The following is a 22,363-nucleotide window of genomic DNA, read 5'->3' on the forward strand; positions in this document are numbered from 1 at the left end:
CTGCCATGGTCAGCCCCAGCCCGAACCCGGAGATCATCGTCTTCAACCTCAAGCAGCGCTACACCGGGGTCTCGGCGACCGTGAACGCGCTGGTGCCGCTGCAATTGCAGCAGTGGCCGCTGGCCTATTGCGGCACCCCGCTCTCCAACGGCGTTCCGGGGCTCACGCTCAAGCAGGCGATTGCGCTCTCGCGCCAACCCGCGCCGGGGCGGCGCTTTCGCATCTGGCACGTGCGGCGCGACCCCGAAATGCTGGCCGGCCTGTGGGCGCGCGATGTGCTGCGGCTGCCGATCAAGCTGGTCTTTACCTCGGCGGCGCAGCACCGGCACGGCTGGTTCCCGCGCTGGCTGATCTCGCGCATGGACGCGGTCATTTCCACCACGCCCAAGGCGGCCAGCTTCGTGCCCAACACCACCGCCGTGGTGCCGCACGGCATCGACTTGCAGCGCTTTGCGCCGCCGCCCGACAAGCTCACCGCCTGGGCCGACTCCGGCCTGCCGGGGCGCTACGGCGTCGGGGTGTTTGGCCGCGTGCGGCCCGACAAGGGCACCGACGTCTTCGTCGATGCCATGCTGCAGGCGCTGCCGCACCTGCCCGAGGTCACGGCGGTGATCGCCGGGCTGGCGCAGCCGCAGCACCAGGCCTACCAGCGCGCGCTGCAAGCCCAGATCGACGCCGCCGGCCTGAGCCAGCGCATCGTGTTTCTGGGCGAGGTACCGGCCGGCGAGGTGCACCGCTGGTACCAGCGCTGCCTGCTGTGCGTGGCCTGCCCGCGCTACGAGCCTTTTGGCCTCACCCCTTTCGAGGCCGCCGCCACCGGCTGTGCGCTGGTGTGCTCGCGCACCGGCGCGTTCGAAGAACTGGTGCAGCCGGGCGTAAACGGCTACCTGGTGGACACCGGCGACGCCGCTGGCCTAGCGCAGGCGGTGCAGCAGGTGCTGCGCGACCCGCAGGCGGCGCTGCGGCTGGGGCAGGCGGCGCGCGAGCGGGTGCACAGCACCTTCACGCTGGCGCAAGAGGCGGCCGGGATCGGGCGCGTCTATCAGAGCCTGTTCGATGCGGCCTGAACGCGCTCCAAGGACAAAGCTGGTGCTGGATGCGGCTGGGGTGGGCGGGGCAGTGCGATGAGTGTGAAGAGCAACCACGCTTTTGTCCCACCTTTGAGCCTGCTTGAGCGCATGGCGCTGGCCGTTTATGGCCTGCTGATGCGGCTGCTGCAACCCTGGGTGCGCCGGCGGCACCGGCGCCGGGGCCGCGCCGAACCGGGCTATTTGCAGCACATGGAGCAGCGCTTTGGCCACTACCCGGGCTTGGAGCCCTCCAGCGGCTGGGTTTGGGTGCATGCCGTGTCGCTGGGCGAAACCCGCGCCGCCGCCTTGCTGCTGGCGGCACTGCGCGAGCAGGTGCCTGGCTTGCGCCTGCTGCTCAGCCACGGCACCGCCACCGGCCGCGCCGAAGGGGCCAAGCTGCTGCGCCCGGGCGATCTGCAAGTCTGGCAGCCGTGGGACACGCCGGCGGCGGTGCAGCGCTTTTTGCAGCAGTTCCGGCCCGCGCTGGGGGTGTTGCTCGAAACCGAAGTCTGGCCGCACTGGGTGCAGGGCTGCCGCGCCCACGGCGTGCCGCTGTACCTGGTGAATGCGCGCCTGAACCCCAAATCGCTGCGCGCCGCGCAGCGCCTGCGCTGCCTGATGCGCCCGGCCTACGCGGGTTTAAGCGCCGTGCTGGCCCAGACCGAGGCCGACGCGGCGCGCCTGCGCCAGCTTGGGGCCGAACCGGTGCAGGTGCTGGGCAACCTCAAGTTCGACCTCGAAGCCGACCCGGCGCAGATCGAGCGCGGGCGGCGCTGGCGCGCGGCACTGGGCGGGCGGCGCGTGGTGATGCTGGCCAGCAGCCGCGAGGGCGAGGAGGCGCTCTGGTTGCAGGCGCTGCGCCAGGCGCAGGACAGCCCCTTTGGCCCCGAGGCCCCGCTGTGGCTGCTGGTGCCGCGCCACCCGCAGCGCTTCGACGCCGTGGCCGCGCTGCTGCAACAGGCGGGCCTGAGCGTGTTCAGGCGCAGCCAGTGGCCCGAGGGTCTAGATGCCGTCGCCCCAGCCGCCGCCCGCAGCGCCCAAGTCTGGCTGGGCGACTCGCTGGGCGAGATGCACGCCTACTACGCCATGGCCGATCTGGCCTGGCTGGGCGGCAGCTTCTTGCCGCTGGGCGGGCAAAACCTGATCGAGGCCGCGGCCTGCGGCTGCCCGGTGCTCATGGGGCCGCACACCTACAACTTCCACGACGCCGCCGAGCAGGCCCTGCACTGCGGCGCGGCGCGGCGCCTGCCCGATATGCCCGCCGCGCTGCCCGCCACCCGGCATTGGCTCGACGACGCAGCCGCCTTGCAGCGCGCACGCGAAGGCTGTGCCGCCTTGCTGCAACAAGGCCAGGGCGCAGCGCAGCGCAGCGCGGCCCTGTTGCGCGCCGCGATGGCACCCGCCACACCGGGTGCTTAGGTGTCGCATCCCTGACGATCGTATAGACTCACTGCGCTTGCCCTCCTCCCGACCCTGAAAGCTCTGCCTGCCTCGCTTGGTTCCTGTTTCTATGGAGTCGATTAATCAGTTGCGAGGAGGGGAGCGGGGGTTGTCAACGGCCTGATAGCTGGTGCTGCGCCCACCCGCATCCGATTTGCGCAGCACGCCCCGCGCAAGCAGATCGTTGATATCGCGCAGAGCCGTGTCTGGCGAGCACTTGGCGATCGCCGCCCACTTGCTGCTGGTGAGCTTGCCCGCGAAGCCGTAGAGCAGCAGGTTGAGCAACTTCACCTGCCGCTGATTGAGTGGTGTGCTCGCCCAGCGCTGCCAGAACCGCGCCTTGACCAATACGGTGTCAAGCGTGTGCTGCGCCTGATCGACGGCGCGATGCAGCGTGCCGAGGAACCAGGCGAGCCAGGCGGTGACGTCCAGCGACCGTTTCTGGCTCTGCTCCAAGATGTCGTAGTAAGCCTTGCGTTCGCGCTGAATCTGCGCGGACAAACTGTAGAAGCGCTGCGGGCTGCCGTCGGCGCGTGCCAGCAGCAGATCACCGATGGCCCGGGCGATACGGCCATTGCCGTCGTCAAACGGGTGCAAGGTGACGAACCACAGGTGGCCGAGGCCCGCTTTGAGCAGTGGCGGCTCGTTCGACGCGCCATTCACCCAGTCGAAGAAGCGGCTGGTTTCGGTCTCGAGGCGATCGGCGGGCGGCGCTTCGAAATGCACCCGTTGGCGGCCGATGCGGCCCGAAACCACCTGCATCGGCCCGCTGGCATCGTCGCGCCAGGCGCCGACCTTGATCCTAGAAAGGCCGGAGTAACCGGTGGGAAACAGTGCGGCATGCCAGCCGAACAGACGCTCCCGTGTTGCCAGTGCCTGGCAGTTGGTCGTGGCGTCGAGCACCAGCTCGACCACGCCCTCGACATGCCGATCGACCGGCGCAAGCGCTCCGATGTCCACGCCCAGCCTGCGCGCGATGGACGAGCGCACGGACTCGACGTTGAGCTGCTCGCCCTCGATCTCGCTGGTCTTGACCACGTCCTCGGTCAGCGCGGCCAGGCTCGCCTGATCGCGCAGCGCCATGCCCACGTCGGCCAGACGCCCCATTAAGAGCCCTTGGGCGCGACTGACCTCGGCCATAGGGCCAGCCAAGGCCGCCCAGTCGAAGCGCCAGTTCGGCCAGTCAGGGGTCTGCCAGATGTATTTGCAATCGCCGCTATTCATGCGGATATTATGGGCTGCAATCTCCGCATGCACAAGGTATTCACCGCATAAAATGCGGTGAATAGTGATATTTGGGCTGCGCCAAGGCTTGCCAGAGCGGTCAGCACCGGGTAAGCCCCAAGCAGGCACAATGTCAGAGCCATCAGAATCGATCAGAATCGGGCTGAGCCTCTGATCCCCTGTGAGGCCCCCAAGCGGTTCGCTCCATGCCGCCCCCGAACGCACACGAACGCCCACCGGAGACACGCCATGAACGAGAGCTTGCTGTCGCAACGCCTGCTGGCGCTGTTCGCGGCTGCCGTCTTGCTGTTCAATTTTCCGCTCATCGCCTTGTGGGACAGCGAGATCAAGTGGTGGGGCATTCCGCTCTTTCCGCTGGCCATGTTCACGCTCTGGGCCTTGCTGATTGCGCTGCTGGCTTGGCTGATGGAGCGCCAGCCCGACTAAAACCGCCGCCCAGCCCACAAACCCAAACCACAGCCCAAACCCAGCCCCATGTCCCCGCTGCTGGTCATCGCCGTTGCCACCGCCTACCTGCTGCTGCTGTTTGCCGTGGCCTTTTACGGCGACCGGCGCGCCGCCCAAGGCCGCTCGCTGATCGGCAACGCCTGGGTCTATGCGCTCTCGATGGCGGTCTATTGCACCGCCTGGACCTACTTTGGCAGCATCGGGCGCGCCGCCACCGACGGGCTCTGGTTCCTGCCGATCTACCTCGGGCCCATGCTGGCCATGATCCTGGGCTGGATGGTGGTGCGCAAGATGATCCGCATCGCCAAGACCTACCGCATCACCTCGATCGCCGATTTCATCTCCAGCCGCTACGGCAAGAGCCCGCTGCTGGCGGGTGTGGTGACGCTGATCATGGTGGTGGGCATCGTGCCCTACATCGCCTTGCAGCTCAAGGGCATCGCGGTGGCTTACGCGGTGCTCACCACGCCGCTCGGGCAGCCCTTTCCGGCCCCGCACAGTTGGTGGCAGGACAGCACCTTTTACCTCGCGCTGGCGCTGGCCGGTTTCACCATTGTCTTTGGCGCGCGCCAGCTCGACAGCAGCGAGCGCCACGAGGGCCTGGTGGCGGCGATTGCGCTCGAATCGCTGGTCAAGCTGCTGGCTTTCGTGGCGGTGGGGGTGTTTGTGAGCTTCGTGCTGTTCAACGGCGTGGGCGATATTTTTGCCCGCGCCGCGGCGGTGCCCGAAATGGCCGGTCTGCTCGAACTCGGCGACGACAGCCGCTTTGCCTACGCCCAGTGGTTCACACTCACGGTGCTGGCGCTGCTCTCGGTGCTGCTGCTGCCACGCCAGTTTCAGGTGATGGTGGTGGAAAACGTGGATGAGCGGCACCTCAAGCGCGCGGTCTGGGTCTTTCCGCTCTACCTGTTGCTGATCAACCTGTTCGTGCTGCCCATCGCCTTGGGCGGGATGCTGTACTTTGGCGCGCAGCCCGGCCTGACGGTCCACCCCGAGACCTTCGTGCTGGCGCTGCCGCTGGCCGAGGGCTGGCTGTGGCTGGTGCTGCTGGCCTTCATCGGCGGTTTTTCCGCCGCCACCGGCATGGTGATCGTCGATGGCATCGCCGTCTCGACCATGATCAGCAACAACCTGGCCGCGCCGCTGCTGCTGCGGCTGCAAGGCTGGCTGCGCAGCCCGCTCGATTTCAAGCGCTGGCTGCTGCAAATCCGGCGCGCCGCCATCGTGCTCATCATGCTGCTGGGCTATCTTTACTACTACCTGGCGGGCGACGCCTACGCCCTGATGGGCATCGGGCTGATCAGCTTTGCTGCGGTGGCGCAGTTTGCCCCGGCGCTGTTTGGCGGCATGTACTGGAAGGGCGGCACCCGCGCCGGTGCGCTCAGCGGCCTGCTGCTCGGCTTTGGGCTGTGGTGCTACACCCTGATGCTGCCCTCGCTGGCCAAGTCGGGCTGGCTGGACGACGGTTTCTTGCTGCACGGCCCCTGGGGCATAGGCTGGCTCAAGCCCGAGGCGCTGTTTGGCTTGCAGGGGCTCGATCACCTCACGCACGCTTTTTTCTGGACCATGTTTTTCAACGTCGGGGCCTATCTGCTGGTTTCGCTCTGGCGCAGCCCCTCGGCCCAAGAGGCCAGCCAGGCGGTGCTGTTCGTCGATGTGTTCGAGCGCACCGCCGCCACGCAGCCGGTGTTCTGGCGCGGCCGGGCCCGGCTCGACGACCTGCTGCCGCTGGTGCCGCGCATCCTCGGCCCCGAGCGCGCCCAGGCCGCCTTGGCCGACTACGCACGCCAGCGCGGCGTGGCCAGCGTGGCGCAGTTGCCGGCCGATGCGCAACTGGTGCAGCACGTGGAAACCCTGCTCGCCGGGGCCATCGGCAGCGCCTCGGCACACGCCATGGTGGCGTCGGTGGTGCAGGCCGATGCGCTCGATGTGGCCGACGTGCTCGGCATCCTGGAAGAATCGAACCGCCTGCGCCTGCATTCGCAGGAACTGGAAGAAAAATCCCATTCGCTGGAGCGCGCCACTGCCGAGCTGCGCGCCGCCAACGTGCAGTTGCAAAGCCTGGACCGGCACCGCGACGAGTTCATGTCGGCCGTCACGCACGAGCTGCGCACCCCGCTGACGGCGATCCGCGCTTTCTCCGAACTCATGCGCGACGACCCCGAACTCGAGGCCGCGCAGCGCCAGCAGTTTTTGGGCATCATCGTGGCCGAGACCGAGCGCCTGAGCCGCTTGGTGAACCAGGTGCTGGACATGGCCAAGATCGAGTCCGGCCACGCCGACTGGCAACCCAGCGAGCTGGACCTGGCCGAGCTGCTGCGCCAGTCGTGCCAGACCACGGCCGAGCTGCTGCGCGACAAGGGCACCGAGCTGCACCTGCTGCTGCCCGACCCGAGCCAGCCGCCGCTGTGGGTGCGCGCCGACCCGGACCGCCTGACGCAGGTGATGCTCAACCTGCTCTCCAACGCCGCCAAATTCGTGCCCACGCCGGGCGGGCGCATCGAGCTGCGCTTGCAGCGGCGCGGCGACTGCGCGCGAGTCACGGTGCAAGACAACGGCCCTGGCGTGCCGCTGGCCGACCAGCAGCGCGTGTTCGAGCGCTTTCGCCAAAGCAGCGACGGCCAGGGGCGGCTGCGCGGCACCGGCCTGGGGCTGCCGATCAGCCGCCAGATCATCGAGCATTTCGGTGGCCGCCTGTGGCTGCAGAGCGAGCCGGGGCAGGGGGCCTGCTTCGGTTTCGAGCTGCCGCTGTGCGGGGCGGTCGCTGGGAGTGTGGCTGGGGCTGCGGCGGCGGGCACGGCACAATCGGCACCAGAACCAGGAGACTGCAACCATGAACCCCACCCTGCTGATCGTCGATGACGAACCCAACATCCTGCTCTCGCTCGAATTTCTGATGAAGCGCGAAGGCTACCAGGTGCATCTGGCACGCGATGGGGTAGAGGCCCTGGAAGCGATTGCCGCGCTGCGCCCGGACTTGGTGCTGCTCGACGTGATGATGCCGCGCAAAACCGGCTTCGAGGTCTGCCAGGAGGTGCGCGCCGACGAGGCGCTCAAAGCCACCCGCATCCTCATGCTCACCGCCAAGGGCCGCGACACCGACGTCGCCAAGGGCTTGGCGCTGGGTGCCGACGCCTACATGACCAAACCTTTCTCGACCAAGGAGCTGGTGGAGAAAGTGCGCCAGATGCTGCTGTCCAATCGCTGATCATGGCCCGCCACCAACCCACCGACAAACGGCTGCTCTGGCTGCTGGCCGTGGCGGCGCTGGTCTCCATCGTCTGGCTGCTGTTCACGCTCTGGCTCATCGCCGCCACGCTCACGCCGCCCGATCGCGCCACCGTCTGGGCCTTGGTGGGGCCCAGCCTGCTGCTGGTGAGCTTAACCTGGGGTGCCGGCATGGGGGCGATTGCCTGGGGCCTGAAACGCTGGTTCGGTCACTGGGTCACGCCCTCGGTGCAACTGGCGGAGGAAGCGCAGGTGCTGCTGCGCACCGACGTGGTGCGCGAGCTGCGCCCCAAAGGCAACGTCGAGACCAAGGAGCTGGCCAAGCTGTTCAACCAGTTGGTGGCGCAGCGCGAGGAGCTGCGGCACCAGATGCAAGACAAGGTGCGCGCCGCCGCGCGCGACATCGAGCAAGAAAAATCGCGCCTGGCGGCGCTGATGTCCGAGCTCACCCAAAGCGTGGTGGTGTGCAACCTCGACGGCCGCATCCTGCTCTACAACAACCGCGCCCGGACGCAGTTTCGCGCCCTCTCGCAAAGCCCGCGCTTGGCCGATGGGGCCGAGCTGATCGGACTCGGGCGCTCGATCTACACCGTGTTCGACCGCAAACTGGTGGCGCACGCACTCGAGAGCGTGCAGCAGCGCCTGCAGCGCGGGGTGGCGCAACCCACGGCGCAGTTTGTCACCAGCACCCGCGCCGGGCAGTTGCTGCGCGTGCAGATGACGCCGGTGCGCAGCGTGGCCGAACCCGATGCCGCGCCGGTCTTGGGCGCGGCCTTGGAGCCCGCCACCCAAGCCCCACCCCTGCAACTGGCCGGCTTCGTGCTCATGCTCGACAACATCACGCGCGAGTTCGAGGCCGAGGCGGTGCGCGAGCGCCTGGTGCTGGGCCTGACCGAAGGCAGCCGGGCGGCGCTGGCCAATATGCGTGCCGCCATCGAGATGCTCGACTACCCCGACCTCGAACCGGCCCTGCGCGAGCGCTTTCTGGCCGTGGTGCGCGACGAGGTGCAGGCCTTAAGCGAGCGCGTGCAGCGCAGCAGCAGCCAAGCCGCCGAGGTGTTTCAAAGCCGCTGGCCGCTGGAAGACATGCTCGGCACCGACTTGCTCAGCGCCGCCGGGCGGCGCATCGAAGAAACGCTGGGCCTGGCGCTCAACCAGAGCGAGGCCGACCCGAATCTGTGGCTGCGCATCGAGAGCTTTTCGATTTTGCAGGCGCTGCTGTTTTTGAGTGCGCGCCTGCGCGACGAATTCGCCATCCGCCACGTCAGCCTGCGCCTGCGCCCCTCGGGCCAAGGGGTCGACAAGGCCGAGCTGGACCTGATCTGGAGCGGCGCCACGCTCAGCACCGAGACCGTGATGAGCTGGGAGATCGACCCCATGCGCATCGGCAGCGAGGCCAGCGCCTTGACGGTGCGCGAGGTGGTGGACCGCCACGGCGGCGCCTTCTGGCTGGAGCGGGATCGGGCCAGCAACCAGGCTTGGTTTCGCTTCCTGCTGCCGGCCGCCACCGCGCAAGAGCAGCTCGACAACGCCACCTTCGTGCACCACCCAAGCCGCCCGGAGTATTACGATTTCGACCTGTTTCGCGTCAGTCCGCGCAGCCAGGCGCTCGACGAGGTGCCGCTGGCCGATCTGTCCTTCACTGTGTTCGACACCGAAACCACCGGCCTCAATCCGGCCGAGGGCGACGAGATCATCCAGATCGGCGCCGTGCGCGTGCTCAACGGCAAGCTGCTCAGGCAAGAGGTGTTCGACCAGTTGGTCGATCCCAAGCGCGAGATCCCGCCCGAGTCGATCCCTATCCACGGCATCACGCCCGAGATGGTGCAAGGCCAGCCCGGCATCCTGGAGGTGTTGCCCGCCTTGCACGCCTTTGCCGCCGACACCGTGCTGGTGGCGCACAACGCCGCCTTCGACATGCGTTTTTTGCAACTCAAGGAGCGGCAAACCGGGCTGGCGTTCGAGCAGCCAGTGCTCGACACGCTGCTGCTGTCGGCGGTGGTGCACCCCGGACAAGATTCGCACCGGCTCGAAGCCATTGCCGAACGCTTCAACGTCACCGTAATCGGCCGCCACACCGCCTTGGGCGACGCCATGGTCACCGCCGAGGTGTTCGTGCGCCTGTTGCCCTTGTTGGCCGAAAAAGGCATCCACACCCTGGGCCAGGCGCGGGGGGCGGCGCAGCGCACCTACTTTGCGCGCATCCAGTATTGAGAGGCGCAGCGGGTCCGCCCCGGGGCCTTACTGGCACAGGGCCTTGATGTGCTCCGGGATGGCAATCGCCTTCATGCGCTCGGGGTGCTGCGGGTGCCGGATGCAAAAAGCGCGCGTCTCGCGGCCCTCGCAGAGCAGATCGCTGCCGCGCTGGACGCGGTGCTCGTGGATGAAAACCTTGTCGCGCCATTCGACGATGCAGGTGTGGATTTGCAAGCGCTCGCCGTAGGTGGCGGGTTGCATGAACTTGGTGTGGATTTCCAGCAGCGGCGTGCCGATGATGCCGCTGGTCTTGACCAGTTCGCGCCAGGGCGGTACGCCGCACTGCATAAAGAAGTTCAGCGAGGAGGCGTCCATCCACTTGCTGAAATTGGGAAAAAAGACGATGCCGGCCGGATCGCAGTCGCCAAACATCACGTCCACTTCAAAAACGACCGATTTGCTCATAGCACTCACGCAGCCTTGGGGTTTTCGATCAACAACGCCATGCCTTGGCCACCGCCCACGCAGGCGCTGGCGATGCCCCAGCGCTGCTGGCTGCGGCGCAGCTCGCGCGCCAGTGTAATGCCCAGACGCAGCCCGGTGGCGGCCAGCGGATGGCCGAGCGCGATGGCGCCGCCGTTGACGTTCAGGCGCTCCATATCCAGCCCCAGCTCGCGCGCCACCGCCAGCGTCTGCGCGCCTTGGGCTTCGTTGATTTCAATGCGGGCTATGTCGGACAGCGCCAGGCCGGAGCGCGCCAGCAGCAAGCGAATGGCGGGTGCCGGCCCGATGCCCATGATCTCGGGCGCCACCCCCACCACCGCGCTGGACACCAGGCGCGCCAAGGGTTGTTTGCCGCTGGCCTTGGCCCAGCTTTGGGCGTAGGCGCCGGTGGCTACCACCGCCGCCGCCGCCGCATCCACCAGCGCCGAGCTGTTGCCGCCGGTTTGCACCCCGCCTGCATAGACCGGCTTGAGTTGGGCCAGCACCTCCACGGGGGAGGGGCGCGGGTGCGTATCGGTGCGCAGTTCGGGTGTTTTGGACGGCAATTTGATGCCGCGCGTTTGGTAGCCGGCCAGCTCGAAGCGCTCGCTCACCACGGCCACGATCTCATCCTCGAAAAAGCCGGCTGCCTGGGCCGCCACCGCCTGGGCAAAGGAGCGGCTGGCAAAGGCATCGACCTCGGCGCGGCCGATGCCGTACTGCTGGGCCAGGTTTTCTGCGGTTTGGATCATGCTGATGCCGGGGGCCGGGTCCATCAACGCTTCCCACAAATAGTCTTGGAAGCCCACCGGTGCCCCGAGCCTGAAGCCGCTGCGGTGTTCGAAAGCGGCGATGGGGTTGCGCGTCATGCTCTCGCAGCCCACCACCAGGGCGGCCTCGCACAGGCCGCCTTGCAGTTGTTCACCCGCTTGACGCAGCAGCTCCAGCCCGGTGCCGCAGATGCGTTGCACCATCAGCGCGGGCACCTCCACCGGCACGCCGGCATACAGACCGATGTGGCGCGGCAGCATGTACTGGTAACAATCGCCCGGTGCCATATTGCCCGCAATCACCGAGCCGATGTGTGCGCCCGCCACGCCCGCGCGTTGCAGCACCGCGCGCGCGGCTTTGATGCCCAGATCGGTGGGCGAGACCGACCCCAGCGCACCGCAGTAATCCACCATCGGGGTGCGCACGCCGTCCAGCAACCAGACGTCGTCGAACGCGTTGAAAAAGCCTTTGTGTTGCATGCGTATGTCCTGGTGCAGCCAGGCTCAGGGTTGCGGTTTGAGGATGTGGGGCAGCCGATCTTCGTGCAAAGCCAACACGGTGTCGGCCCGCTGTGCCAGCACGGCGCGCTGGTTGATCGAGCCTTTGTCGGTGATCTCCCCCCGGTCGATGCTGGGTGGCTCGGCCAGCAGACACAGCCGGGCGATGCGGCTGGCGCTGCCGGTGGCGCGCTGGGCCAGTTGGTTCAGCATGGTTTGGAAATGGGCTTGCACCGGGGCGCTCTCCAGCACCGCGCTCATCGGGGCCGAATCGGGCAGGCCCGAGAGCGCGCGCACCTTGGGCGTGGGAAAGACCATGGCGCCCACTTCTTTGCGGTTGATGCCGGTGAGCACCGCGTCTTGGATGCAGGGGGCGCCAGCGGCAATGAGCTGGGCCCGCAGCGGCCCCACGCTCACAAAGGTGCCGGTGGCGAGCTTGAAATCCTCGGCAATGCGGCCGTCGAATTTCAGGCCCAAGTGGGGGTTGGATTCGTCGATCCACTTCACCGCATCGCCGCTTTTGAAAAACCCTTCTTCATCAAAAGCCTCGGCGCTGTCGGCGGGCGCGCGCCAATAGCCGGGGCTGATGTTGGGGCCCTTGTAGCGCACCTCGGTTTTGTCGCCTTGCTGCACCAGCTTGAGTTCCAGCCCGGGGGCGGGCAGGCCCAAGTCGCCCGATTGCACGTGCGGGTGGGTGATGAAGATGGCAAAGGGGCCGGATTCGGTCATGCCCAAACCGGTGGCCATGACGATGCGCTGGCCGATTTCGCGCGCTTCGCTCTCAAACAAGCTGTCCCACACCGGTTGCGCCAGAGCCGCACCGGCGTAGAAAAACATCTGCACCCGCGAGAGCAGGGTCTGGCGCAACAGGGCGTCGGTCTGCATGGCGTGGGCAATGGCCTCAAAGCCGGTGGGCACGTTGAAATAGACCGTGGGCGCGATCTCGCGCAGGTTGCGCAGGGTTTCGTGCATCAGCGCGGGGGTGGGTTTGCCGTCGTCGAGGTAGAGCGTGCCGCCGTGCATCAGCACCATGCCGAAATTGTGGTTGCCGCCGAAGGTGTGGTTCCAGGGCAGCCAGTCCACCAGCACCAAAGGCTGCTCGGCCAGCACCGGCATGGACTGGGCCATCTGTTGCTGGTTGGCACACCACATGCCGTGGGTGTTGATGACCGGCTTGGGCAGCTTGGTCGAACCGCTGGTAAAAAGGAATTTGGCGATCGTTTGCGGCCCGGTGGCGGCCATGGCGGCATCAACCGCAGGCGTGGCCGGGGTGGCGGCCAGATCGGCAAAGCGGGTGCTGCGGCGGCCATCCAAGGCGCCCTCTAGGTCGCCCTCAGCAAGCACGATTTCCATATCCGCTTCGGCCACTGCGCGCAAGGCCTTGCCGTAGCGGGCCGCATCGCTGGCAAACAGCAGCCCGGGCGTGGTGCTGCGCAGCACGTGGCGCAGCTTGTCGAAGTCGGTGCTGAGCAGCGAATAGGCTGGCGAGGTGGGCACATACGGCACGCCGGCCACCAAGCAGCCCAAGGCCAGCAGGGCGTGCTCCAGGCTGTTTTCCGACAAGATCAGCACCGGGCGCTCGGCGCTCAGGCCGCGATCGAGCAGCCCTTGGGCGATGCGGCGCGCGGTGGCCCAAGCGTCGGCGTAGCGGATGGGCTGCCAATCGCCCAGCGCAGCCTGGCCATCGGCGCCGACGATGCGCTGGCGGCGCGCCATCCAGGTGCGATCTGGGGCGGTTTCGGCCCAGTGGCGCAGGCGGTCGGTCAGGCGCTCGGGGTAGGGCAGCAAATCGGGCGCGGCGCGCAGGTAGCGTGTGCCCGGCGCGCCATCGCGCAATCGCGCTTGGGTGACGCCAAATTTCAGCGGTCGAAACGGCGGGCTGGTGTTCATGGCTGCAAAGGTGGGGGGCGCGCTTGGCCATGCAGCGGCGCGCAGGGAGAGTCTGGGGCTTTATTTTTTCTGCACCTTGGCGGCCTTGCCTTGCAAAAAGGCGCGCACGCGCTCCTTGGCCTCTGGTGCGGCCTGGGCCATGCCCGAGATCAAGGCTTCGGTAAAGTAGCCGTGATCGGCCGGTTGCTCGGCTATGCGTGGCAGCGCGTGCATCAGGGCGTAGTTGGTCAGCGGGGCGTTGGTGGCGATCTGGCGCGCCAGCGCCAGCGCGCGTTCGAGCGCGCCGCCGGTGGGCACCAGATACTGCGCCAGCCCGGCGCGCTCGCCCTCGCTGGCACTGTAAACGCGGCCGGTGAGCATCATGTCGGTCATGCGCGCCACACCGATCAGCTTGGAAATGCGCACCGAACCGCCGCCCCCCACAAAAATGCCGCGCGTGCCCTCGGGCAGGGCAAAGAAGGTGCTCTCGTCGGCAACCCGGATGTGGCAGGCGCTGGCCAGTTCCAAGCCGCCGCCCACCACCGCCCCGTGCAGCGCCGCCACCACGGGCACCGGGCCGCGCTCCACGCCATCGAGCGCGGCGTGCCACATGCGCGAGTGCTGCATGCCTTGGCCGGCGTCGCGCTCTTGCAGCTCCGACAAATCGAGCCCGGCGCAGAAGTGCTCGCCCTCGCCATGGATCACGGCCGCGCGCACGCCTGGGGGCAGGTTTTGAAAAGTCTCGCGCAAGGCGAGGATCAGTCCGTCGTTGAGGGCGTTGCGCTTGGCCGGGCGCGACAAGCGGATCAGGGCGACCTCGTCTTGCAGGTGCAGCTCGATGCCGGATTGAAGGGGGGCTGCAGTTTTGCGGTTGGGCATGGGGATTAGTCGGGTCGAATGTTGCGTTCTCGGATGATGCGTCCAAAACGCTCGGAATCGTTTCTGACCCGTGCCGCGAGTTCTTGGGGTGAGCCCTCGAGGGCAGTTCCTGCCCCAATGGCGACCAGCCCCTCGCGCACCTCGGTGCTTTGCATGATTCGGCCGATCTCGGTGCTCAGGCGCGCGACGATGGCAGCCGGTGTGCCGCTGCGAGCGTAAATGCCAAAGACGGTGTCCACGTCAAAATCGGTCAGGCCCGATTCATGCAGCGTGGGCAAATCCGGCAGCGCGGGCACGCGGGTGCGGCTGCCGACGGCCAAGAGCTGCACCCGGCCTGCCTGAGCCGCTTGCAAGCCCGGGCCGGAATCAAAGAGGAAATCAATCTCGCCGCCGATCAGCGCCGTGAGTGCGGGTGCGGCGCCTCGGTACGGAATGTGTCTGGCCGTCACATTGGCCTGGCTGGTGAATTTCTCGCCTGCAATGTGCGAGGAAGTGCCGTTGCCGGCCGAACCAAAAGTCAGTTGTCCGGGGCGGGCGCGCAGCATAGCCAGCAAATCCTGCACATTTTGAACGCCCAGATTGGCGCGAACCATCAGATACACAAAGACCCGACCGGTGGCGGCCACCGGCACCAAGTCGGTGAAGGGGTCAAAGGTCATGCGGTGCAAGTGCGGATTGATCGCTAGCAGGCTGGCGGGAGCAGATAGCAGGGTGTAGCCATCAGGCGCCGACGAGGCCACCGCCTGGCCCGCGATATTGCCTGCTGCGCCGGCCCGGTTGTCCACGGGCACGGGTTGACCCAGGGCTCGCGTCAGGTGGTTGGCGACCAATCGGGTGGTGAGGTCGGCGATGCCACCAGGAGGAAAGCCGACGATCAGGCTCACCGCCCGGCTGGGCCAGGTTTGCGCGTGCGCCCATGGGCTGAGCAAGCCAAAACTGGCGGGCGCCGCGATGGCGGCGGTCAACAGCCTTCTGCGTTGGGTCTGGGTTTGGTTCATGCAAGTCTCCTGGTGGCGCCGGCTGTATTCAAGCGCGGCTATGTTTGTTGATCAATCGCTTGGCGCTGGCAATCAAATTCTGTCCGTTGAAGCCACGCCAGCCGTCGAAACTCTTGGGCCTGGGTCAGCCGGATCATGTTGATCTGCTTGCCTCGACCTGAAGCAGGCTTGTGCGGGGGAACATGGTGAGGTCTCCTCTGGCTCGAAGGTGGCACGAATGGGCTGGTCCGGGACCGGCCGCCAAAGGGTGTGGCTGGCAGGGCTGCACGGGCAAGATCGCAAGGGCAAGATCGCAAGGGCACTGTATCGCACTGCAGGGTGATCGGACAGCGCTGGATGGGGCGTTCGGGCTGGTGTTAACCCTTAATTTCTCGCAGGTATGTCGGTTTTGGCATGGCTGATATGCAGCCTGCGCTTTCAGGGCCGCTGCCTGCCTGCCCAGGGTTCGACAAAGCTGCGTATCGCTGCCAGCAGCGTGTCGGGTTGGTCGCGGTGCGGTGCATGGCCGCAGTGGGCCAATTCCAGCAGTTGGGTCTGCCTAGCGATGCGGGCGATGCCGTGAATTTGCTCCAGCGTGCCGTAGGCGTCGTCTAGCCCTTGCACCGCCAGCAGCGGGCAGCGCAGACGCGCGAGTTCTGGCAGCAGCGTCCAGTGGCGAAAGGCGGGCGCAAGCCAGGCCTCGTTCCAGCCCCAGAAGGCCGAGTCGGGGTCGTCGTGGTGCTGCGCCAGCCGGGCGCGCAAGGGTCCCTGGGTGTAGTCGGTGCGTGCCTGGGCTATGCTGCGCAGTGCAATGTCTTCGACAAAAATGTGCGGTGCCAGCACGATCGCCCCAGCCACCCGCTGCGGCCACTGGGCGGCATGGATGAGCGCGATCGAGCCGCCGTCGCTGTGACCCAGCAACCAGGGCGGCTGCGCCTGGGTGTCGATGCCCAGCGCTTGCAGCAGCGCCGGCAGCACCTCGAGCGCCTGGCGGTGCATGTAGTCGGGGCCCCAGCATTCGTCTGCGGCACGCGGGGTGGAGCGGCCATAGCCGGGGCGCGAATACACCAAGCCACGCCAGCCCAAGGTGTGGCAGAGCCGGGCGGGAAAGTCGCGCCACATGGCCACCGAGCCCAAGCCCTCGTGCAGAAAAACCAGCAGCGGTGCCTGCTGCGGCGCGCTCCCAAGCCACTGGTACTCCAGTTGCAGCCGATGGCCCCGCCACTCGATCGGGCAAAAATCGCTTGCGTTGGACCCGCTGTTCATGCGTCGACTGAATCCAGTTGGCGCAGCTTGAAGCGCTGAATTTTGCCGCTGGCGGTCTTGGGCAATTCGTGCACAAAGGCGATCTGGCGCGGGTATTTGTAGGGCGCGAGCTTGTCTTTGACAAAGGCCTTCAGGGCAGCCTCGTCTGTGTGCTGGCCGGCTTTGAGCACCACATAGGCTTTGCTCTTGATGAGGCCCTCTGCGTCGTGGACGCCGATCACTGCCGCTTCCATCACGGCCGGATGCTGCATCAGGGTGGACTCGACCTCGAACGGGCTGACGTAGATGCCGCTGACCTTGAGCATGTCGTCGCTGCGCCCGCCATAGGTGTAGCTGCCGTCGCTGTGCTGGGTGTACTTGTCGCCGCTCTTGACCCAGTGGCCTTGAAAGGTGTCGCGGGATTTGTCCCGGTTGCCCCAGTACAGCAGGGCCGCCGACGGGCCTTGTATGTACAGATCGCCCAGTTCGCCCTCCGGCACGACCGATAAGCCGTCTTCGGCGCGCAACTCGATGGTGTAGCCGGGCACCGGCCAGCCGCTGCTGCCGTAACGCACCCGATCGGGCCGGTTGGAGAGGTAGATGTGCAGCATTTCGGTCGAACCGATGCCGTCGATGATGTCGATGCCGAAGTGGAGCCGGAAGCGCTCGCCCAACTGGGCCGGCAAGGCCTCGCCGGCCGATGAGACCAGGCGCAGCGCTACTGCTGCGCGGCTGGGCAGGGCAGGGTGGGCCAGCATGGCGGCAAAGCCGGTAGGGGCGCCGTAAAACACCGTGGGTTGGAGGCCGCCCACCGCGCCAATCCAGCGTTGGAATACCGCTTCGGGGGTGGCCCGCTCGGCCATCAGCAGCGTGGTGGCACCCGCAACCAGCGGGAAGATCAAGGCGTTGCCCAAGCCGTAGGCAAAAAACAGCTTGGCGGCCGAAAAACACAGGTCGTTCGCGCGAAGGCCCAGCACGCGCTTGCCATACAGTTCGGCGGTCCAGTAAGGGTTGGCGTGGGTGTGCAGCGCCGCTTTGGGGCGGCCGGTGGAGCCCGAGGAATAGAGCCAGAAAGCCGGGTCATCGGGGCTGGTGGCGGCTGGGCTGGCTCGGGTGGAATGTGGGCGCAGGAAATCGTCGAACTCGACTTCACCCTCTAGCAGGGGCCCCTGCGGCTGTGAAACCACCACCTGCCGCACCTCATGCCGACTCTGCCCCAGCGCAGCGCGCAGCGTGGGCAACAAGGCTCCCGAGACCAGCACCGCCTGCGCACGCGAGTGCTCCAGCATATGGGCGTAGTCGTCGGCGGTGAGCAAGGTGTTGACCGGCACCGGCACCAGGCCCGCGTACAGGGCCCCCAAAAAACCCACCGGCCAGTGCCGCTGGTCGTGCATCAATAGCAGCACGCGCTCCTCGCGCCGCAAGCCGCTGGCCAGCAAGGCGTTGGCGCTCTGACACACCAGTTGGGCCAGTTGGCCGTAGCTCAGGCTGCCTTGATCGTCGATGAAGGCGAGCGCATCGGGCCGCGCAGCGTTGATTTCCAGCACATGCTGGGTAAAGTTGAAGGTCGCGCCCAAGGGCGCAATTGTTGGTTTGGTGCTCATGGGGGCGGGTTCCTGCACGGGCTCTGGGTCTGGGCTGCTGGGGTCTCAAGTGGCCGGGATGGCCTGCGCCAGCACGGCGCTGCTGGCTTGCAGCGCGCTGCGGCGGTGGTAGAAGTTGAGCGCGCGCACGCCGCCCAGCTCTTCACCGCCACCGGCCCGGCCCGGGCCGCCGTGCAGCGACTGCGGCATCACATTGCCGTGCCCGGTGTGCAGGGCGGCCACATCGGGCGAAACCACGTGGACGCGCCCGTGGCTGTCGGCCAGTTCCAGCGCGGTCTGGGCCAGCGCAGCCGGATCGGTGCCATAGAGCGAGGCGACCAAGGAACCCTGGCCGCGGCGGATGAGCTCGAGGGCGTGGGCGAGGTCGCGGCAGGGCATTAGGGTGGCCACCGGGCCAAACACCTCCACTTCGTGCACCGTGGCGTTGGCATCGGGGTCGCGCGTTCCCAGCAGCACCGGGGCCACGATGCTGGCCACGGCCGGGTCGGCATCGAGCAGCGCCATGCCGCGGCAGTCGCACAGCAGCTCGGTGTGCGCTTGCAGCAGGCTCAAGCCCTGCTCGACGGTGTTTTTTTGCGCCCGGCTCACCAGCGAGCCCATGCGCACCGCCGAGTTGCGCGGGTTGCCCACGGTGGTTTTGGCCAATTGGGCGCCGATCGCCTGTGCGGCCGCGTCGTACAGGTGCGCCGGCACCAGCACGCGGCGTATGGCGGTGCATTTTTGCCCCGCCTTGACCGTCATCTCGCGCGCCACTTCCTTGGCCAATAGGCCCAGTGCGGTGGCGCTGTCTGCGCTGTCAGCCGAGGGCAGCAGCAGCGCGGCATTGACGCTGTCGGCCTCGATGTTGACGCGCACCGAGCGCTGCACCACCGCCGGGTGGGAGCGGATCAGGGCGGCGGTTTGCGCCGAACCGGTGAACGAGACCACGTCGAAGGCTTGCAGTTGATCGAGCAACCCGGCCGAGCTGCCGCAGATGATCGACAAGGCGCCGGGCGGCAGGATGCCCGCGTTGAGCACATCGCGCACCATGCGCTGGCTTAGCCAGGCGGTTGCGGTGGCGGGCTTGATGATCACCGGCACGCCCGAGAGCAGCGCCGGCGCCGCCTTTTCCCACAGGCCCCAGCTTGGGAAGTTGAAGGCGTTGATGCACAGCGCCACCCCGCGCGTGGGAGTCAGGATGTGCTGCGACTGAAACAGCGGATCTTTGGCCAGGCGGGCGGCCTCGCCATCGACCAAAAAATGGCGATCACCCAAGGATTCGCCCAGTTTGGCGTAGTAGCCCAGGGTGTAGATGCCGCCATCGACGTCAATGGCCGAGTCGTTGCGCACGGTGCCGCTGTTGGCGGTGCTGATGTCGTAATAGGCGTCGCGGTTGGCCTGCAGCACCTGCCCGACGGCAGTCAGCAGCGCGGCACGCTGGCGGTAGCTCAGGGCGCGCAGTTGTGCCCCGCCTTGCTCGCGGGCAAAGTGAAAAGCAGCGGCCAAGTCCAGGCCGGTCGCGTCCACCCGCACCAGCTCGGTGCCCAGCACCGGGTCAAACAAAGGTGTGGGGGTGCCGCTGCCGCATGTCCATTGATTGGCCACGTGGTTGGCCAGCAGTTCGGTGCTCATGGTGTCTCCTCGGTATCGTGGTTGGAACTTGGGCACAATATGAACTATCGTGCACAAACTTTAGGTTAACAGAAAGAAAAATCGTGTCAAGCAATATATTGCATGAAGCCGAGGTATTTTCCCGTGCCCGCGAAGTTGCAGACAAGCACCCCTTCCTGCTCGCCTTGGGCGAGCGGGTGCGCAGTTTGCGCGCGCGCCGCGGCATGACGCGCAAGGCGCTGGCGCAATCGGCCGAGGTGTCGGAGCGGCATCTGGCCAACCTCGAGTACGGCGAGGGCAACGTCTCGATTTTGTTGCTGCTGCAGGTGTCGCAGGCCCTGCAATGTTCGCTGGCTGAATTGCTGGGCGATGTCACCACGCAGTCGGCCGAGTGGCTCCTGATCCGGGAGCTGCTCGCAGGCTGCAACGAGGCCACGCTGCGCCGCGCCCGCACCGCCTTGGCCGATTTGCTGGGTACGGGCTCCTCCCACGGCCCGCGCAGCCAGCGCGTGGCCCTGATCGGCTTGCGCGGGGCGGGCAAGACCACCTTGGGCAAGATGTTGGCCGAGGACTTGGGCTACCCGTTTCTGGAGCTGAGCCGCGAGATCGAAAAGTTTGCGGGCTGCAGCGTCATGGAAATCCAGGCCCTGTATGGACAAAACGCCTACCGCCGCTATGAGCGCCGGGCGGTCGAGGAGGCGATCCAGCTCTATCCGGAAGCGGTGCTGGCTACGCCCGGGGGCATCGTTTCCGATGCCGCCACCTTCAACCTACTGCTGGCGCATTGCACCACGGTCTGGTTGCAAGCCGACCCCCAAGACCACATGGACCGGGTGCGCGCCCAAGGCGACTTGCGCCCCATGGCCGCCAACCCGGAGGCGATGCAAGACCTGAAAAACATTCTGGACGGGCGCGCCGATCTGTATGCCCGCGCCCTGTGCCGAGTCCATACCAGCACCCAGCCGCTGGAGCAAACCTTTGCCTTGCTGCGCGCGCAGGTGCGCCAGGTGTTGCTGTTGCCGGCGTGAATGCTGCGTTCATGCAAAATAATGCTTGACATCGGAAAAACATGCAGTAAAATGCTCACACGCAGGCCGTGTACCGTGTACGGTCTTGCCATCAGGAGACCCCATGAACGCACCCGAACCCGCCTCTGCCGTGCTGCCCGATTCGGTAGATTTTCAGACTCACCCCGGCGTATACCGCCATTGGAAGCTGGACTTTGATGGCCCGGTGGCCACCTTGACCGCCGATTTCGATCAAGACGGCGGCATCCGGCCGGGCTATCGGCTCAAGCTCAACAGCTACGACCTGGGCGTAGACATTGAGCTCAAAGATGCCATCGATCGCATCCGCTTCGAGCACCCCGAGGTGCGCACCGTGGTGCTCACCAGCGCCCAAGACAAGGTGTTTTGCTCCGGGGCCAATATTTACATGCTTGGTTTGTCCAGCCACGCCTGGAAAGTGAATTTTTGCAAATTCACCAACGAAACCCGCAATGGCCTGGAAGATGCGTCCCGGCACAGCGGGCTGAAGTTTCTGGCTGCCATCAACGGCGCCTGCGCTGGCGGCGGCTACGAGCTGGCCATGGCGTGCGACGAAATCATTCTGGTCGATGACCGCTCCAGCGCCGTCAGCCTGCCTGAAGTGCCGCTGCTGGGCGTGTTACCGGGCACTGGCGGCCTGACCCGTCTGACCGACAAGCGCCATGTGCGCCACGACTTGGCCGATATTTTTTGCACCACCAGCGAGGGCGTGCGCGGCCAGAAAGCCAAGGACTGGCGTCTGGTGGACGCCATCGTCAAACCGGCGCAGTTTGCCGCCACGGTGCGCGAGCGCGCCTTGCAACTGGCCGAACAAAGCGACCGACCCGCCGGCGCCCAAGGGGTGCAGCTCACGCCGCTGGTGCGCCACATCAGCGATGCGGGTTTGACATACCGCCACGTTGAAGTGCGCATCGATCGCGCCAAGCGCAGCGCCCGCATCACCGTCAAGGCCCCAAGCGGCGCGCAGCCCAGCACAGCCGCTGGCATCGAGGCCGCGGGGGCTGCCTGGTATCCGCTGCAAATGGGGCGCGAGCTGGAAGACGCGATTCTGCACTTGCGCAGCAACGAACTGGATATCGGCACCTGGCTGCTCCAGACCGAAGGCGACGCGGCAGCGGTGCTGGCCAACGACGCGCTGATGCAGGCGCACCAAAGCCACTGGCTGGTGCGTGAGACCATCGGCTTGCTGCGCCGCACCTTGGCTCGGCTCGATGTCTCATCGCGCAGCCTGTTTGCCTTGATCGACACCGGGTCGTGCTTTGCAGGCAGTTTGGCCGAGCTGGCTTTCTGCGCCGACCGTGCCTACATGCTGGCTTTGCCCGGTGACCCGCTGCGGGCACCCAAGCTGCACTTGAGCGAGTTCAACTTCGGTTTCCTGCCCATGATCACCGAGCGCACGCGCCTGCAGCGCCGGTTTTACGACGAAGCCGCCCCCATGGATGCAGCTCGCCAAGCGCTGGGCCAAGCGCTCGACGCCCACGCGGCCCAGGCCTTGGGCCTGATCAGCGCCGCCCCCGACGACATCGACTGGGCCGACGAACTGCGCCTGGCGCTGGAAGAGCGCGCCAGCATGTCGCCCGATGCCCTCACCGGACTTGAAGCCAATCTGCGTTTTGGGCCGCATGAAAACATGGCCACCCGCATTTTTGGGCGCCTCAGCGCCTGGCAAAACTGGGTCTTTCAGCGCCCCAACGCTGTGGGCGAAAAAGGGGCATTGAAGGTCTATGGCAAAGGCGAGCGCGCCGCGTTCGACTGGAACAGGGTTTGACACCACAA

Annotated in this window: 17 protein-coding genes; 8 read left to right on the forward strand and 9 right to left on the reverse strand. The window is 66.7% G+C overall.

The features are described 5' to 3' along the window. Positions 1-5 precede the first annotated feature (5 nt). Together SRAA_RS02800 and SRAA_RS02805 are read left to right on the forward strand one after the other, a co-directional pair. A complete protein-coding gene (locus tag SRAA_RS02800; RefSeq protein ID WP_045530817.1) occupies positions 6-1,067 on the forward strand; it encodes a glycosyltransferase family 4 protein in 1,062 nt (353 codons plus the stop codon). Between the two features lie 93 nt (positions 1,068-1,160). Next, positions 1,161-2,489 (forward strand): 3-deoxy-D-manno-octulosonic acid transferase, encoded by a 1,329-nt coding sequence (locus SRAA_RS02805; protein WP_420834923.1) that lies wholly within the window; start codon positions 1,161-1,163, stop codon positions 2,487-2,489. A gap of 105 nt (positions 2,490-2,594) precedes the next feature. On the opposite strand, the gene SRAA_RS02810 is transcribed toward SRAA_RS02805, so the two are convergent. Continuing rightward, on the reverse strand, positions 2,595-3,734 hold the full coding sequence (locus tag SRAA_RS02810; protein ID WP_045530821.1) for a Fic family protein: 1,140 nt from the start codon (positions 3,732-3,734) through the stop codon (positions 2,595-2,597). 249 nt (positions 3,735-3,983) lie between these two features. Between SRAA_RS02810 and SRAA_RS02815 the strand changes: the two genes are divergently transcribed. The 4 genes from SRAA_RS02815 to SRAA_RS02830 are packed head-to-tail and all read left to right on the forward strand — an operon-like array spanning position 3,984 to position 9,644. Continuing rightward, the gene (locus SRAA_RS02815) at positions 3,984-4,181 is read left to right on the forward strand and encodes a hypothetical protein (RefSeq protein ID WP_045530823.1); all 198 of its coding nucleotides are present in this window, start codon (positions 3,984-3,986) and stop codon (positions 4,179-4,181) included. Positions 4,182-4,229: 48 nt separating this feature from the next. Continuing rightward, positions 4,230-7,064 (forward strand): sensor histidine kinase, encoded by a 2,835-nt coding sequence (locus tag SRAA_RS02820; protein ID WP_082039867.1) that lies wholly within the window; start codon positions 4,230-4,232, stop codon positions 7,062-7,064. Further along, positions 7,036-7,410 (forward strand): response regulator transcription factor, encoded by a 375-nt coding sequence (locus tag SRAA_RS02825; protein ID WP_045530825.1) that lies wholly within the window; start codon positions 7,036-7,038, stop codon positions 7,408-7,410. The genes SRAA_RS02820 and SRAA_RS02825 overlap by 29 nt, the downstream gene beginning before the upstream one ends. 2 nt (positions 7,411-7,412) lie before the next feature. Further along, complete coding sequence (locus SRAA_RS02830; RefSeq protein ID WP_045530827.1) at positions 7,413-9,644, forward strand: 3'-5' exonuclease; 2,232 nt, start codon at positions 7,413-7,415, stop codon at positions 9,642-9,644. A gap of 27 nt (positions 9,645-9,671) precedes the next feature. Here SRAA_RS02830 and SRAA_RS02835 read toward each other — a convergent pair whose 3' ends face one another. From SRAA_RS02835 to SRAA_RS02870, 8 genes are all read right to left on the reverse strand, one after another. Further along, on the reverse strand, positions 9,672-10,091 hold the full coding sequence (locus SRAA_RS02835; protein WP_045530829.1) for an acyl-CoA thioesterase: 420 nt from the start codon (positions 10,089-10,091) through the stop codon (positions 9,672-9,674). Between the two features lie 5 nt (positions 10,092-10,096). Continuing rightward, complete coding sequence (locus SRAA_RS02840; RefSeq protein WP_045530830.1) at positions 10,097-11,359, reverse strand: thiolase family protein; 1,263 nt, start codon at positions 11,357-11,359, stop codon at positions 10,097-10,099. A gap of 24 nt (positions 11,360-11,383) precedes the next feature. Next, the gene (locus tag SRAA_RS02845) at positions 11,384-13,267 is read right to left on the reverse strand and encodes a feruloyl-CoA synthase (RefSeq protein ID WP_045530832.1); all 1,884 of its coding nucleotides are present in this window, start codon (positions 13,265-13,267) and stop codon (positions 11,384-11,386) included. 60 nt (positions 13,268-13,327) lie between these two features. After that, a complete protein-coding gene (locus tag SRAA_RS02850) occupies positions 13,328-14,125 on the reverse strand; it encodes a crotonase/enoyl-CoA hydratase family protein (protein ID WP_045530834.1) in 798 nt (265 codons plus the stop codon). A gap of 5 nt (positions 14,126-14,130) precedes the next feature. Continuing rightward, entirely contained in the window at positions 14,131-15,123 is a 993-nt protein-coding gene (locus tag SRAA_RS02855; protein ID WP_045530836.1) for a Bug family tripartite tricarboxylate transporter substrate binding protein, read from the reverse strand. 417 nt (positions 15,124-15,540) lie between these two features. Further along, positions 15,541-16,368 carry an alpha/beta fold hydrolase gene (locus SRAA_RS02860; protein ID WP_045530838.1) on the reverse strand — a complete coding sequence of 276 codons (828 nt, stop codon included), beginning with the start codon at positions 16,366-16,368 and terminating at the stop codon, positions 15,541-15,543. Then, entirely contained in the window at positions 16,365-17,951 is a 1,587-nt protein-coding gene (locus SRAA_RS02865; RefSeq protein ID WP_045533167.1) for a benzoate-CoA ligase family protein, read from the reverse strand. Before SRAA_RS02865 ends, SRAA_RS02860 begins: the two co-directional genes overlap by 4 nt. A gap of 45 nt (positions 17,952-17,996) precedes the next feature. Further along, positions 17,997-19,562: a 3,4-dehydroadipyl-CoA semialdehyde dehydrogenase gene (locus SRAA_RS02870; RefSeq protein WP_045530840.1), complete on the reverse strand. Its 1,566-nt coding sequence runs from the start codon at positions 19,560-19,562 to the stop codon at positions 17,997-17,999. 83 nt (positions 19,563-19,645) lie between these two features. On the opposite strand from SRAA_RS02870, the gene SRAA_RS02875 reads away from it, so the two are divergent. Beyond that, on the forward strand, positions 19,646-20,569 hold the full coding sequence (locus SRAA_RS02875; RefSeq protein WP_045530842.1) for a helix-turn-helix transcriptional regulator: 924 nt from the start codon (positions 19,646-19,648) through the stop codon (positions 20,567-20,569). Positions 20,570-20,672: 103 nt separating this feature from the next. Beyond that, on the forward strand, positions 20,673-22,355 hold the full coding sequence (gene boxC, locus SRAA_RS02880; protein WP_045530844.1) for a 2,3-epoxybenzoyl-CoA dihydrolase: 1,683 nt from the start codon (positions 20,673-20,675) through the stop codon (positions 22,353-22,355). Positions 22,356-22,363: the final 8 nt, after the last annotated feature.

It is taken from the genome of Serpentinimonas raichei (assembly GCF_000828895.1).
GTDB lineage: Bacteria > Pseudomonadota > Gammaproteobacteria > Burkholderiales > Burkholderiaceae_C > Serpentinimonas > Serpentinimonas raichei.